Here is a 14,812-nt window from a genome sequence, read left to right on the forward strand (position 1 = left end):
TTGTCTGGAAACCATAGAGCTTCATTTCCAGGCGCCTAATATACTCGAAAGAGTGAGTCTCCTAGCCTTGACAAGTTAGCGACTTTAAAAGAATTTAGGCTTCGGTCTAAAGGAGCGGTAGTTCAGTTGGTTAGAATACCGGCCTGTCACGCCGGGGGTCGCGGGTTCGAGTCCCGTCCGCTCCGCCAACATAAAGAGAAGGCCTCTGCAGCAATGCAGAGGCCTTTTTCGTTTGCCTCCATATTATCTATTTCCTGCCACTCATTTTTAAATGTCTAGCAGCTCTGGGCTTTTATGAGTAGATAAAGGTATTGCTTATATTAATAACGCACCTTATTTTAGTGAGCATAAAGATAAGTAAGGGAATGATATGAAGCTTGAAATGATATGCACTGGCGAAGAAGTGCTTTCTGGACAAATCGTTGATACAAATGCAGCTTGGTTTGCAAATACGATGATGGAAATGGGGGTAGAAGTACAGCATCGAGTCACTGTGGGTGATCGACTCGAGGACTTAGTGCATGTTTTTCAGGAGCGCAGCAAATACGCTGATGTGATTCTAGTTAACGGTGGGTTAGGACCAACCAGTGACGACTTGTCATCAGAAGCAATGGCCAAAGCACTTTCAGAACCTCTGATTGAAAATGTCGAATGGCGTGAACATATGGAAGCCTGGTTTTCGAAAAGAAGTCACCCAATGACGCAGAGCAATCTCAAGCAAGCGTTTTTGCCACAATCGGCGGTTATGGTTGATAATCCTGTAGGAACCGCATGTGGTTTCCGGGTTAAGCTTAACCGAGCCTGGCTCTTTTTTACGCCAGGTGTGCCATTTGAACTTAAGCAAATGGTGCAGGAGCAATTTATTCCTTTTATTCGACAAGAGTTTTCATTAAAGGATAAAACTGCATTAACCAAACTGCTGACGATAGGTCATGGCGAATCTTTACTTGCTGATAAGCTCGAAACGATTGATTTGCCCGATGGGTTAACGATGGGATATCGCTCATCTATGCCACATATTGAAATTAAACTATTCGCACGTGGTCAACACGCAATCGATAAGCTGCCAAGTATCACAGAGCAGGTTAGATCTCGGCTTGGGCAAGCTTTAGTTGCCGAGAATAGAGCAAGTATTGCTGAAGAAATCCACGCTCGATTGAATGGTTCTGGCTTGAGCTTGAGTATTGCCGAGTCCTGTACAGGGGGAATGATTGCAAGTCAGTTGATTTCGTTTCCGGGGAGTTCAAGTTATTTACATCAAGGCCTCGTCACTTATAGCAATGAATCCAAAGTGAAGGTTTTAGGTGTGCCTGCACAGGTTCTTGATGATCATGGTGCAGTGTCTATTGAAACAGTCGCGCAAATGGCAAAAGGCGCTCGAGAATTACTCGATAGTGACTATGCGCTCGCTACCAGCGGAGTAGCCGGGCCGGAAGGGGGCACTGAGCAAAAACCAGTTGGGACGGTGGCTATCGCCTTGGCAACGCGTGATGGTGTCAAAAGTCAAATTGTGCAACTTCCTCGTCGTTCGCGAGATCTTGTTCGATCGTTAAGTAGCGCTATTGCCTTGGATATGCTTCGGCGGGAGCTTCTTGGCGAAGAAGTGGTTGTCGATTATGCTTCGTTTTCTCGAAGCGCCTAATTCGATAGAGAAGGTTTATACAAACTTTGCATATTAAAAATAGCGGCTTATTGCCGCTACTTTGTTAGAAATGGGCGTGAAATAAGCTAAGGCTTAAACTCAACGACCAAATAGCCTGGCGTAACTTTTATGCTTTGTGCAATATCCGCTATTTTTGCTTGTGTCGAATCTTGTGTATCCAATACATACACTGGCTGACTTTCTAAAGTTGCGCGCAAATATCGCATCAATTGGGGAACCATTGATTCTACTGCTTGCGCTAGTTCTTTTGGATAAGATTTTACTTCAACTAAATCAAGACGTTTTAAATAGATACTCTGACTGCTTGCATCATACCAAGGCGTAGCTTCAAATGTTGTCGATAAGTAAGTGCTCAATGGTAACAATGGATTCTTCAGGCTAATCTTGGTTTCTGCGGTTACCGCCATAGTGTCAGGCTTTTTGCCAAGCTTGACCTCGATATCATTGATTTGCATTTGAAGCGCGAAGGGGCCCTGCCCTTGTTTAACTTCGTATTTCAGTTCTTTTCCTAAGTAGGATTCGAGCTCTTTTTCGCTAATGCTGTACTGGCTCATGCAGCCAGTCATCATTAAACATACAAATATGCCCAAAACAATTGCGAGTTTTTGCATTAGCCGGTATTCCTCATACCCGCAGCGACGCCAGCAATTGTTAGCATTAGCGCAAGTTGAACATGCTCTGACGGTTGCTCTTCTTTCCGTGTTCGTGCAAGTAGCTCTGTCTGTAAGAAGTTTAGCGGATCGATGTAGGGGTTTCTTAAAGCCACGGATTCACGGGTCCAAGGAGTATGCGACATTAAACACTCTGATTGTGTAATTTCTAGAATTGCTTCTTTACCTACACTAAGACGGCGACGCAGCTCTGCGCCGAGCTTATGTAGGCGAGGATCAACAAGACACTCTTCATAATAGCGAGCCAAATGTGGCTCTGATTTTGCATATACCATTTCAAGCATTGAGATCCGCGTATTAAAAAATGGCCACTCACGTTCCATTTGTTGCAATAACGCGAGTTGACCTTTCTGTGCGGCATTGTAAAGGGCTTCTCCAGAGCCTAGCCAAGCCGGCAACATCAAACGATTCTGTGACCATGCAAAAATCCATGGAATAGCGCGTAAGCTTTCAATACCACCATCAATACGACGCTTGGCTGGACGGCTACCAAGAGGCAGTTTACCGAGCTCTACTTCTGGCGTCGCAGCTCGGAAATATTCAACAAAATCGGGTTCTTCACGAACTATTGAACGGTAATTGCTGACCGACTCGACTGCCATGGCATCAATGCATTCGCGCCATTCTGGTTTAGGCTCTGGTGGTGGCAGTAGCGTCGCTTCCATAACGGCAGAGGTATAGAGCGCTAAGCTTTGCACTGCTAGCTTGTGTAATCCAAATTTAAATCGGATCATTTCTCCTTGTTCTGTCACCCGGATTCGGCCATCAACGGAACCAGGGGGTTGAGACAGAATTGCCTGATGAGCAGGGCCGCCACCTCGGCCAATCGTACCACCACGGCCATGAAATAGGGTGAGTTTGACCTCTGCTTGTTTGCAGACGGCAACTAAGCGCTCTTGCGCTTGGTATTGAGCCCATGCTGCCGCCATCACGCCAGCATCTTTAGCTGAATCGGAGTAACCAATCATGACCTCCTGCATGCCTTTGGTGTAGCCACGATACCAGTCGATGTTTAGTAACGCTGATATACAGTCTGCAGAAGAATTCAGATCGGAAAGTGTCTCGAATAGCGGAACAACACGCATGGGGTATTGACAGCCGGTTTCTTTGAGTAATAAAAGCACTGCTAGAACATCGGATGGCTGACTTGCCATGGAAATAACGTACGAGCCCAGCGCCTGCGATGGTTGTTTAGAAATAAGCCGGCAGGTTGCTAAAACTTCCGCTACTTCTTCTGTTGGCTGCCAAGTCACGGGTAATAGCGGTCGTTTATTGGAAAGCTCTCGTAGCAGAAATGCCTGTTTTTCTTGTTCGTCCCAATGGTTATAGTCGCCCATGCCTAGGTAGCGGGTTAGTTCAGCGATTGCGTCACCATGTCGGCTAGAGTCCTGGCGAATATCGAGTCTCAGCATATGAATGCCAAAACACGCGAGTCGGCGCAATGTGTTTAATAGGGTACCATTCGCGATGAGCCGCATTCCGGAATCACACAAGCTTTGGTAGAGCATCATTAATGGTGCTTTCAGATCGGCTTCATGCCAGATTAGATCTTTAGGCTCTTGGCCTAATTGATGGCCTTCAATGCGAGCATTTAAGAAATCAATGGTGCTTCGCAATTGGAGCCGTAGCTTGCGCAACACAACACGGTAGGGTTCTTCACTCTGATTGGTATGGGCAAGTAGCGTATCGTTGGCTTCCCGCATTGAGAGTTCGTTGATTAGCACGACGACATCCTTCAGATAAAGACGCGCCGCCGCATGGCGATTACGATGAAGTACTTCTTGTGTTACCAGTGATGTGACAAACGGGTTGCCGTCTCGATCGCCTCCCATCCAACTGGAAAAGCGAATCGGTGCATAATCAATGGGCAATTGAGTTTTAGTCCGTTCTTCAACTTGTTCGTTAAGTTGTCGCAAATAGTCAGGAACAGCATGCCAGAGAGAGTTCTCAATCGTACTTAAGCCCCAGCGCGCCTCATCTACGGGAGTTGGGCGTTCACTTCGTATTTCATTGGTGTGCCAGATTTGCGCGATTAGTTGACGAAGCTGTAAGTGGAGCTGCTTTTTTTCTCTTTCAATGAGCTGCTCATTTTCAAGCTGTGCTAGGCATTCAATGATTGCTGAGTACTTTTGGATGAGAGTTCGTCTGGATATTTCTGTGGGATGCGCAGTAAGGACTAGGTCAATATCTAGAGTTTTTAAACAGTCGAGCATTTGGTTTTGGTCGACGTCACTGTTAAGCACACGACTTAAGAGTTGTTCAACAGGATCTGGCACACAGACAAGTTCATCACAATTTCGGCTTATCGTATGGAATTGTTCGGCAATGTTAGCCAAGTTTAGAAATTGATTGAATGCTTTTACAAAGGGCACCAGCTGTTCATCCGGCAACGCATTCAATAAGCACAGCATTTCATCTTTCGATGCTTCATCACCCTGTCGAGAGCGTTTTGCTAGTTGTCGAATTTGCTCTACTTTCTCAAGAAATTCATCCCCAAGGTGGTCACGCATGGTGTCACCCAAGATCTGTCCTAGCGTGCCAACGTTTGAGCGCAAAGATGCATACATATCAGTCATAACGACTCCGAAGAAGGAAGGTCGGCCGCAAATGCGGTTGCAGATGCAGCAGTACGAATTTTTGATTTAGGTCACTAACTCACCTTAACCATGAAGCAAATCGAGGTCAATCGTTGGAGAGCAATTTCATATCGTGTCTTTTGCCCATGTACTAAATGACTGACAAGACGACAAAATTGTTATCGCTACTTGAAACAAGCATGGTGAATGAGTTGCTTCAATAGCGTGACCGTAGGCTGAATAAATTTGGTATCTAGATACTCGTTTGGCTGATGTGCTTGTTCAATACTTCCCGGCCCTAAAACCAAAGTTTGGCAGCCTAGCTTTTTAATATATGGTGCTTCTGTTGCATAGTTGACCACTTCTGCTTGATGGCCAGAAAGTTCGCTGACCAGTTGAGTCCAAGGGTTATCGGTACTGTCTGCAAAGGCTTCTGAACCTGGATAGAGTTGCGATATTTGTATACAGCCTGGATATTGAGTTGCGATTGGTTCAAGGTAGTTGCTGACCATCATTTCCAAATCGACCAATGGCAGGCCGGGTAGGGGTCTAATATCAAGATGTAAATCGCAGCAACCACAGATTCGATTTGCGGCATCTCCACCATGGACGTGACCAAAATTCATGGTCGGATAAGGGACGGTAAAAGCATCCTCTCGGTAATTGGCTGCCAGATCTTGTTTAAGGCGCATTAGCTCTGTAATTACCTGATGCATGACTTCAATCGCGTTCAGACCTTTTGCTGGATCAGATGAATGGCCACTGCGGCCGATAATCCGTATGCCTTGTGTTAAATGGCCTTTATGCATATACACGGGCTTTAAACTTGTCGGCTCTCCGATGATGGCATAATCAGGCGCGATAGATTTTTGTTCTGCAAATGCTTTCGCACCGTTCATGGTTGTTTCTTCATCGGCACTTGCCAAAATATACAGCGGATGTTTGATATCATTTAAAGGGAGCTCACGCACTGCTGCCAGAACCAATGCAAAGAACCCTTTCATATCGCATGTGCCCAGGCCATACCATAAGTTGTCTTTTTCGGTGAGTTGAAATGGATCTTGTACCCAGCCTTGTTCATCAAATGGTACCGTATCTGTGTGCCCTGCTAGCAATAGGCCGCCTGTTCCCTGTCCTATTGTGGCTACAAAATTATGTTTGCCTCTGGAGTCTTGAACTTGTTCAATGGAACAACGAAACCCTAAATCGCCAAACCAGTCATTTAGCAAAGCAATGACACCTTGGTTGCTCATATCTAACTCAGGTTCTAATGCACTAATAGAGGGGCTGGCGATCAGTTGTTTAAAGCAGGATTCAACATTGGGTAGCTTGGTTGTTTTTACTTGCATCGCTTCGCCTTCCTATTGCTAAAAAAGTGGCAAATATATATTCAAATTATTTGCATAGTTAAGTGTTTGTGGTAGTCTAGCAAACAGATCGCACTTTCACTAGCCAATCTTTACTTTGAAAGTTGCACAAATACTCTTGAGAGAGCCAGTAGGCTCTGACCCCGAGATTGATGAAATATGTTTAAGCTAAAGAATATTTTAATTACAACACATCACAATCAAGTCATTCTACGACGATAATATGTCAATTGGCATTCTGCCGTTGCAAATTCGTTGTTTAGCCCTCTATACCCTATAAATTTATACAAAAGATTAGAATATGAAACAAATTGCCATTATTGGTGCCAGCGGTTACACCGGAGCACAAGTTACCGCGCTAATTGAAGCTGAGTCATCGCTCGCGGTCTATGGGCTATATGTCTCTGAAAATAGTTTAGACAAAGGTAAAGCGCTTCATAGTCTTTACCCGCAATACAGCCATCTATCGTATGCGTTACAACCGTTGTCAGAGACAGCAAAAAATCAAATTGTATCTGACTGTGACGCAGTCGTTCTCGCGACAGATCATGCGGTGAGTTTGCACTTGGCGGCATGGTTCTTTGCAAAAGGGGTTGCTGTATTTGACCTGAGCGGTGCCTATCGTTTTTCTGATCAGAGCCAGTACCCCAAATGGTATGGTTTTGAGCATGCGTACCCAGAAGCATTATCGCAGGCAGTATACGGGCTAGCAGAGTGGAATGCAGAGTCAATAAAGAATGCGAAACTCATCGCGGTGCCGGGCTGTTATCCAACGGCTTCTTTATTAGCATTAAAGCCTCTGGCTGACTTGATGACGCCAACTTTGCCGGTTATCAATGCCGTAAGCGGTGTGACCGGTGCAGGTAGGAAAGCGCAACTACATACTAGCTTTTGTGAAGTAAGCCTAACGCCTTATGGCGTTTTAGGTCATCGTCACCAGCCTGAAATTGCAACACACCTCGGTCAAGAGGTGATCTTTACACCGCATTTAGGCAACTTTAAGCGCGGTATTTTAGCGACGATTACCGTGTCATTAAAAGCGGGAACAACAGCACAAGAGATTGAGCAAGCTTATCGTAAATATGAAGACTCGCCTTTGATTCACGTAAAGCAAAATGAATTTCCAAAGGTGGATGACGTCGCACATACTGCAAACTGTCATCTGGGTTGGAAGTTTGATCCGGATACGGGGTATATCGTCGTTGGTAGCGCAATCGACAATTTAATGAAGGGTGCTTCTAGCCAAGCATTACAATGCATAAAGATTCATTTTGGACTGTAGTTCAACGATTTTAAGGTGATTTTCATGTCAAATTCGATGTCTGTTTTAGTATTAAAAGTTGGTGGTGCCCTGTTGCAGTGTGAAATGGGCATGGCGCGTTTGATGAAAACTGCCGCTGAGATCATTGCTAATGGTCAGAAGGTCGTCATGGTCCATGGGGGCGGCTATGTTGTTGAGCAGCAACTCACGGCGAATCAAATGGAAACGACGAAGCATCTCGGATTAAGAGTTACGCCAGCAGAGCAAATGCCTATTATTGCAGGTGCACTTGCAGGTACCTCCAATAAACTACTTCAAGGCGCTGCAAAAAGTGCAGGTGTGGTCAGTGTCGGCATTAGCCTTGCGGATGCTGATTTAGTGCGCGCCATCATTAAAGATGAGCAGCTTGGCATGGTTGGTGAAGTGGAGCCTAAAAATGCAAGTTATCTGGAGTTTGTTTTAAGTCAAGGCTGGATGCCGATAGTCAGTTCTATTGCAATGACCGATGCCGGTGAATTGCTTAACGTAAATGCAGATCAAGCCGCGACTGCCGTTGCCCAATTAGTTGATGGCCAATTGGTGCTATTGTCAGATGTATCGGGTGTATTAGATGGTAAGGGTCAGCTACTGAAGTCATTAAATCGTGCTGAAATCGAGCAGCTGATAAAACTTGGCGTGATTGAAAGTGGCATGAAAGTAAAAGTAGAAGCTGCACTTGAAGTTGCTGAATCGATGCAGCAGCCGGTGCAAGTTGCGTCATGGCGTGATGCCGCTCAGCTTGCTGCACTCGCGAAAGGCGAAGCAGTGGGTACACAAATTCAAGCATAGGAGTTCGACAAATGGATCATTTTTTATCGCTTAAAACCTTATCAAAAGTAGAGCTGCTTGAATTAATTGAGTTGGCTAAAAAGATTAAAGCGGAGCCGCAAGCGTATCGAAAAGCTTTAGATGGCAAAAGTGTTGTGATGTTATTTGAGAAGCCCTCGCTTCGTACTCGAGTCAGCTTTGATATTGGTATCAATAAACTTGGCGGTCATGTGGTGTACCTCGATCAGCAAAATGGTGCGCTCGGAAAGCGCGAGCCAGTGAGTGACTTTGCAACCAACATCTCCTGCTGGGCTGACGCGATTGTTGCCCGTGTTTTTGCGCACAGTACCGTTGCAGAGCTCGCTTCTGCTGGCAGTGTGCCCGTGATTAACGCATTGTGTGATATGTACCACCCCTGCCAAGGTCTTGCCGATTTCTTAGCGCTTGCTGAAAATCTGGGTGACTTATCCAATAAAAAATTGGCTTATGTGGGTGATGGCAACAACGTGACGCATTCTTTGATGTATGGCGCTGCAATCCTAGGCATGGAGATGACTGTGCTGTGCCCACAAGGTTGTTTTCCTGATGGTGAAGTTGTCGTAGATGTGCAAAAGATTGCCCAAGAAAATGGTGGTAAGTTGGTACTCACATCTGATGTCGCAGAGCTTGGTGAGCAAGATGCGATTTATACCGATACTTGGATTTCAATGGGTGATGATACCGATCTTGCTGACATCAAAGCTAAGTTTGGACCATATCAAGTCAATGAGGCCATGATGGGGAAAAGTGGTGCGCAATACTTTATGCATTGCTTGCCTGCATACAGGGGCGTAGAAGTTACTGCAGAAGTGATTGATAGTGATAGCTCAATTATATTGCAGCAAGCAGAAAATCGAATGCATGCGCAAAATGCTGTGTTAGTAACCTTGCTTGCCGATAAATAAGTGATCAAGTGGCCAAGGCTGCTTGTATGACAAATGATTAAAGATAGAACGAATTAGGAATACCTCATGTCATCTACAGATAAAAATTTAGGCGTAAAAAAAGTAGTACTGGCTTACTCAGGCGGTTTAGATACTTCAGCAATTATCCCATGGCTGAAAGAAACCTATGGTAATTGTGAAATCGTCGCGTTTTGTGCTGATGTTGGTCAAGGCGATGAAGAGCTTGTTGGCTTGCATGAAAAAGCAATCGCATCGGGTGCGAGCGAATGTCATATCGTTGACTTAAAAGAAGAGCTTGTCGCGGATTACATCTATCCGACCATTTCAACAGGTGCCATTTATGAAGGTACTTATTTATTAGGTACTTCGATGGCGCGCCCTATCATCGCTAAAGCTCAAGTTGAAGTGGCTCGTAAAGTTGGTGCAGATGCTGTTTGTCATGGCTGTACCGGTAAAGGTAACGACCAAGTGCGTTTTGAAGGTTGCTTTGCCGCTTTGGCACCTGACTTAAAAGTGATTGCTCCGTGGCGTGAATGGTCAATGGTTAGCCGCGAGGATTTACTCGACTACTTGGCAGAGCGCAATATTGAGACAACTGCTTCAGCGACCAAAATCTATAGCCGTGATGCAAATGCGTGGCACATTTCCCATGAAGGTGGTGAGCTAGAAGACCCATGGAATGAGCCAACAAAAGAAGTTTGGACAATGACTGTTGCACCAGAAGATGCGCCAGATAAGCCTGAATATGTCAGCCTTGCTTTAGAAAAAGGTCGCGTGACCCAAGTTAATGGTGAAGCTCTGTCTCCTTATAAAGCACTTATGAAACTCAATGATATCGCAGGTGCTCATGGTGTCGGTCGTATTGATATTACCGAGAACCGCCTTGTAGGTATGAAGTCGCGCGGCTGTTACGAAACACCCGGTGGCACGGTCATGTTTGCAGCACTAAGAGCAATTGAAGAACTTGTGCTGGATAAAACGAGCCGGGATTGGCGTGAGCAAATTGGTGCTCAAATGGCGCATCTTGTTTACGATGGACGTTGGTTTACTCCGCTTTGTGAGTCACTGCTTGCAGCGTCGCAAACGCTAGCTGATCTGTCTAATGGTGAAGTGGTAATTAAGCTGTACAAAGGCCAAGCCAGCGTTGTGAAAAAACGTTCGCCAAACAGTCTCTACTCAGAAGAGTTTGCAACATTTGGTGAAGATGATGTTTATGACCAAAAAGATGCCGAAGGCTTTATCCGTCTTTATTCTTTAGCAAGCCGGATCAGAGCTTTAAGTAGTAAGTAAGCTGCGAGCCATGCAATAGGGACCAACTCCCTATTACCTAACAAAACTATTTTGTGCGCAGAGAGCCTCTGCGCCATCCAAAACCTTGAGGACTTTGACATGGCACTATGGGGCGGCCGTTTTACCCAAGAAAGTAGCGCACTATTTAAGCTATTTAATGATTCATTGCCGATTGATTACCGTTTACTTGAGCAAGATGTAGTGGGCTCTATTGCTTGGGCTGAAGCGATTCACCAAGTGGGTGTATTAACCCCGCAAGAGTGCACAGATTTAAAACAAGCGTTGCAACAAATATTGGATGAAGTTGGTGATGATCCGCAACAGATTGTCGCAACCGGTGCAGAAGATATCCATAGCTATGTAGAGCAAGCCTTGATTGCTAAAGTGGGTGATCTTGGCAAGAAACTGCATACGGGACGCTCGCGCAACGATCAAGTTGCGACGGATTTAAAATTATGGTGTAAGAAGCAGGGTGCTTATTTATCTGAATTGATGACCACTTTAGTCGCGGGATTACTGGAAGTGGCAGAGCGAGAAGTTGATGCTGTGATGCCAGGTTATACGCATTTGCAAAGAGCACAGCCTGTGACTTTTGGTCACTGGTGTCTTGCTTACGTTGAAATGGTTGAGCGGGATCTCACGCGGTTACAGGATGCTTTAAAGCGTTTAGATACTTGCCCACTCGGGTGTGGTGCGCTTGCTGGTACAGCTTATCCAATTGATCGCCAAGCTTTGGCTAAATCTCTAGGCTTTACTCAGGCCACGACTAATAGTTTGGATTCAGTGTCTGATCGCGACCATGTGATTGAACTATGCAGCGCGGCATCGATCAGTATGATGCACCTGAGTCGTATGGCCGAAGATATGATTTTCTTCAACTCAGGTGAAGCTGACTTTATTCAATTGAACGATAATGTCACCTCTGGGTCATCACTGATGCCTCAAAAGAAAAACCCTGATGCGCTTGAACTCATTCGTGGCAAGACCGGCCGAGTATACGGTTCACTGGTTGGGATCCTAACCACCATGAAAGCGCTCCCTTTGGCATACAACAAAGACATGCAAGAGGATAAAGAAGGCCTGTTCGATGTGGTCGATAGCTGGGGCATTTGTCTAGAAATGGCTATTTTGGTGCTTGATGGTCTTAAAGTGAATCGCGCAAATGCACTTGCCAGTGCTCAGCAAGGCTATGCCAATGCGACAGAGCTGGCTGACTACCTTGTCGCGAAAGGCATGCCATTCCGCGAAGCGCATCATGTTGTGGGTGAAGTTGTGGTGAAAGCTATTGCTGATAAAGTTGCATTAGAAGATATGCCGCTAGCACAGCTTCAAAGTTATTCTGAAGTGATCGGCGATGACGTGTACCAGCACTTAACCATTGAAGCTTGTCTTGAGAAGCGTGATGTTTTAGGTGGCACAGCGGTGAATCAAGTGAAACAAGCCATTGCGGCCAAAAAGTAGTATTGGCTGTAGTTTGGGGATTCTTGATGTTCTAATGTCTAAAGGAATAACCTGAATTTGATATAAATAAAAACGCGATGTTCATGCATCGCGTTTTTTTATCCGTCAATGTTCAATGAAGCTGATTCAGAAGCGAACGCCTATTGGAATAGGTCATCATCTGCTTCTTCGGCATAAATATCACCTTGTGAGTTTTCTTCTTGAGCGTATTCTGTTGGTTCAGTGCCGGCGAGAAAATACTCAAATGTACTTGTATGATCTGTTTTGCGACTCAATTTTCCTGACTCTAAGTCAATACGCACAGAAATGATTCCTTCTGGAGGCGTTGATGGCTCTTCAGGTGTTCCTGAGAGAGCATCCCGCATGAAGGCATTCCAGCCGGGGCCAGCCGTTTTCGCGCCGGCTTCTGCTTGGAAGATCTGGTTTTTTGGGCCGTTTGCATTCCAGCTGGTTCGTCCAAGCTCGCGACCGTGGTCGTCAAAGCCAACCCAAATTGTTGTTGCTAACTTAGGATTAAAACCACTAAACCATGTATCTCGTGATTCATTGGTTGTTCCTGTTTTTCCTGCAATGTCATGGCGATTAACGACGCGAGAAGCTCGCCATGCCGTGCCATTCCAACCGGTGCCTTTACTCCAATCGCCGCCACCCCAAATCACGCTCTTTAATGCCTCAGTGACTAAGAATGCTGTTTGCTCAGTAATGACTTGAGGCGCGTGTCGCTGATCCGCAGGGCATTGATGATCTTCGACTTCGGTATTTCCTGCGTTTAAACGAGTGGGCTGAGATGGTGCGTCCGACAATTCTGCTGCCATCTCAGCAAATGGGTCTTCAGCGTTTAACTCTTGACTTGTTTGCTCCTCAAGAGCTGCACTGTCTTCAAATTGTACTGGTTTACATGCAAAGGTAGGGTCGGCTTGCTCGACGGTTTCACCGCTTGAGTTTTCAATACGCTCAATATAATAAGGCTCGACAAGGAAGCCGCCGTTAGCAAATACTGAAAACGCGCTCACCACTTGTAGCGGTGTTACCGAAGGTGAACCTAAAGCAAGCGATTCATTTCGTGGTAATTCATTTGGGTTGAACCCAAATTTCGTTAGGCCTTGAATTGCGCTATCTAGGCCGATGTGACGCATGGCCCGGACGGACATGACGTTTACTGATTTAGCCAACCCAACTCGCAGCCTTGTTGGGCCACCGTATACGTCAGGTGAATTCTTTGGTCGCCAAGCAGTTCCCTGACGTGTATCAGGTTTATTGATTGGTGCATTGTTAATCAGGGTTGCCAATGTGTAGTCTTTTTCTAAGGTGCTTGCATATATAAAAGGCTTGATATTGGAACCCAGCTGCCGCTTTGCTTGGGTGATCCGGTTGTATTGGCTCTGGCTAAAACTAAAGCCACCGACTAAAGTCCGAAGCGCACCATTTGCTGGATCAAGAGAAACCATGGCACTTGATACTTGAGGAATTTGAGAAAGCTGCCACATATCATCATTATGACGGATGCGAATTAACTCTCCAACGGATGCAATTTGAGCCGCTGATGAGGGGGCTGGCCCTTGGCGTTTATCATTAATAAACTTTCTTGCCCATTTTAATCCATCCCACTCAATATTTTTAATTTCCCCATTAGCCAGTATTACTTCGATTTGTTTTTCTTGCACACTTAAAACAGCTGCTGCAATTAAATCTTCAACGGGTTTAACTTTAGATAAATTATTTTTAATCTCTTCTTCACTAATAGTTTCGTCTTGCCAGATAACTTTTTCTGCACCTCTATATCCATGTCGCTCGTCATAGGCGTAAACATTATTTCTTACTGCTGTTTGAGCATATTTCTGTAAATCTGAGTCGATAGTTGTATAGACATTATATCCGCCAGTGTATGCCTCTTCTTCGCCAAGTTTCTGCACCATATAGTCTCGAGCCATTTCTGAAATGTACGGTGCATATAAATCAATTTCAGCGCCATGGTAACGGGCTGTATTAGGTTGAGCCTTTGCTTCTTCAAACTCTATTTGGGAAATAAAGCCAACTTCTTGCATGCGCTTTAGGACGATATTCCTTCTTGCTAGAGCTCTACTGGCAGAAGTGATAGGGTTTAAGCTAGAAGGGGCTTTTGGGAGGCCTGCAATGACGGCGAGCTCTGCTAATGTCAGCTCATTGATATTTCGACCGTAATAAACTTGAGCTGCGGCGCCAACCCCGTAAGCCCTTTGACCTAGATATATTCGGTTGATATAGAGAGCAAGGATTTCTTCTTTTGTGAGTAATTGCTCAATATGAATAGAAATAAAGATTTCTTTTATTTTTCTAATGATAGTCTTATCACGAGTTAAGAAGAAATTACGCGCTACTTGCATTGTAATGGTACTAGCACCTTGTTTTTTCTCGCCTGTGGTTAACATAACTAAGGCAGCTCGAACGACACCAATAGGGTCAATGCCTTTGTGGTCATAGAAGCGAGCGTCCTCAGTGGCAATAAATGCTTGTAAAAGTGCTGGTGGTACTTCGTCAAGTTGAAGTGGTATTCGTCTTTTTTCTCCAAATTGAGAAATTAGCTTTCCATCTTGACTGTATATTCTTAAAGGAGTCTGTAGTTTGACGGTCTTTAAAGTGGCGACGTCTGGCAACTCAGGCAGTACATAAAAATAAGCTGCTGCTATTGAACCTACTCCGATAAGAAATAGGCTAAAAAGTGCAATAAAAATTGGTTTGAGCCACTTCACTTTAAGCTTCCGTTTGAAAATGCAGGCTGTGTAGTATATAAGT

At 45.1% G+C, this 14,812-nt stretch carries 10 protein-coding genes and 1 tRNA gene; 7 read left to right on the top strand and 4 right to left on the bottom strand.

Annotation, left to right across the window (positions count from 1 at the left end; translation table 11 throughout):
- Positions 1 to 111 precede the first annotated feature (111 nt).
- Both IEY18_RS16395 and IEY18_RS16400 read left to right on the top strand, forming a co-directional pair.
- A tRNA-Asp gene (locus IEY18_RS16395) sits at positions 112 to 188 on the top strand.
- A 182-nt stretch (positions 189 to 370) separates the two neighbouring features.
- Positions 371 to 1,642 (top strand): CinA family nicotinamide mononucleotide deamidase-related protein, encoded by a 1,272-nt coding sequence (locus IEY18_RS16400; RefSeq protein ID WP_188922845.1) that lies wholly within the window; start codon positions 371 to 373, stop codon positions 1,640 to 1,642.
- 86 nt (positions 1,643 to 1,728) lie between these two features.
- On the opposite strand, the gene IEY18_RS16405 is transcribed toward IEY18_RS16400, so the two are convergent.
- The 3 genes from IEY18_RS16405 to argE form a co-directional block, all read right to left on the bottom strand.
- Positions 1,729 to 2,274, bottom strand: coding sequence for a YceB family lipoprotein (locus tag IEY18_RS16405; protein WP_188922847.1), 546 nt, complete (start codon positions 2,272 to 2,274; stop codon positions 1,729 to 1,731).
- The gene (ppc, locus tag IEY18_RS16410) at positions 2,274 to 4,910 is read right to left on the bottom strand and encodes a phosphoenolpyruvate carboxylase (RefSeq protein ID WP_188922849.1); all 2,637 of its coding nucleotides are present in this window, start codon (positions 4,908 to 4,910) and stop codon (positions 2,274 to 2,276) included. Before ppc ends, IEY18_RS16405 begins: the two co-directional genes overlap by 1 nt.
- Before the next feature lie 185 nt (positions 4,911 to 5,095).
- Positions 5,096 to 6,259: an acetylornithine deacetylase gene (gene argE / locus IEY18_RS16415; RefSeq protein WP_188922851.1), complete on the bottom strand. Its 1,164-nt coding sequence runs from the start codon at positions 6,257 to 6,259 to the stop codon at positions 5,096 to 5,098.
- Positions 6,260 to 6,578: 319 nt separating this feature from the next.
- On the opposite strand from argE, the gene argC reads away from it, so the two are divergent.
- The 5 genes from argC (at position 6,579) to argH (ending at position 12,040) form a co-directional block, all read left to right on the top strand.
- Entirely contained in the window at positions 6,579 to 7,559 is a 981-nt protein-coding gene (gene argC, locus IEY18_RS16420) for an N-acetyl-gamma-glutamyl-phosphate reductase (RefSeq protein ID WP_188922853.1), read from the top strand.
- Between the two features lie 24 nt (positions 7,560 to 7,583).
- Positions 7,584 to 8,366 (top strand): acetylglutamate kinase, encoded by a 783-nt coding sequence (argB, locus tag IEY18_RS16425; protein ID WP_188922855.1) that lies wholly within the window; start codon positions 7,584 to 7,586, stop codon positions 8,364 to 8,366.
- A gap of 11 nt (positions 8,367 to 8,377) precedes the next feature.
- Positions 8,378 to 9,289: an ornithine carbamoyltransferase gene (locus tag IEY18_RS16430; RefSeq protein ID WP_188922857.1), complete on the top strand. Its 912-nt coding sequence runs from the start codon at positions 8,378 to 8,380 to the stop codon at positions 9,287 to 9,289.
- Between the two features lie 66 nt (positions 9,290 to 9,355).
- Entirely contained in the window at positions 9,356 to 10,579 is a 1,224-nt protein-coding gene (locus IEY18_RS16435) for an argininosuccinate synthase (RefSeq protein ID WP_188922859.1), read from the top strand.
- Between the two features lie 99 nt (positions 10,580 to 10,678).
- Positions 10,679 to 12,040, top strand: a complete 1,362-nt coding sequence (gene argH, locus IEY18_RS16440) for an argininosuccinate lyase (protein ID WP_188922861.1) — start codon at positions 10,679 to 10,681, stop codon at positions 12,038 to 12,040.
- Between the two features lie 140 nt (positions 12,041 to 12,180).
- On the opposite strand, the gene IEY18_RS16445 is transcribed toward argH, so the two are convergent.
- Positions 12,181 to 14,769 (bottom strand): penicillin-binding protein 1A, encoded by a 2,589-nt coding sequence (locus IEY18_RS16445; RefSeq protein WP_188922863.1) that lies wholly within the window; start codon positions 14,767 to 14,769, stop codon positions 12,181 to 12,183.
- Positions 14,770 to 14,812: the final 43 nt, after the last annotated feature.

Origin of the sequence: Shewanella gelidii, from assembly GCF_014647855.1 — a bacterium.
Taxonomy (GTDB): domain Bacteria; phylum Pseudomonadota; class Gammaproteobacteria; order Enterobacterales; family Shewanellaceae; genus Shewanella; species Shewanella gelidii.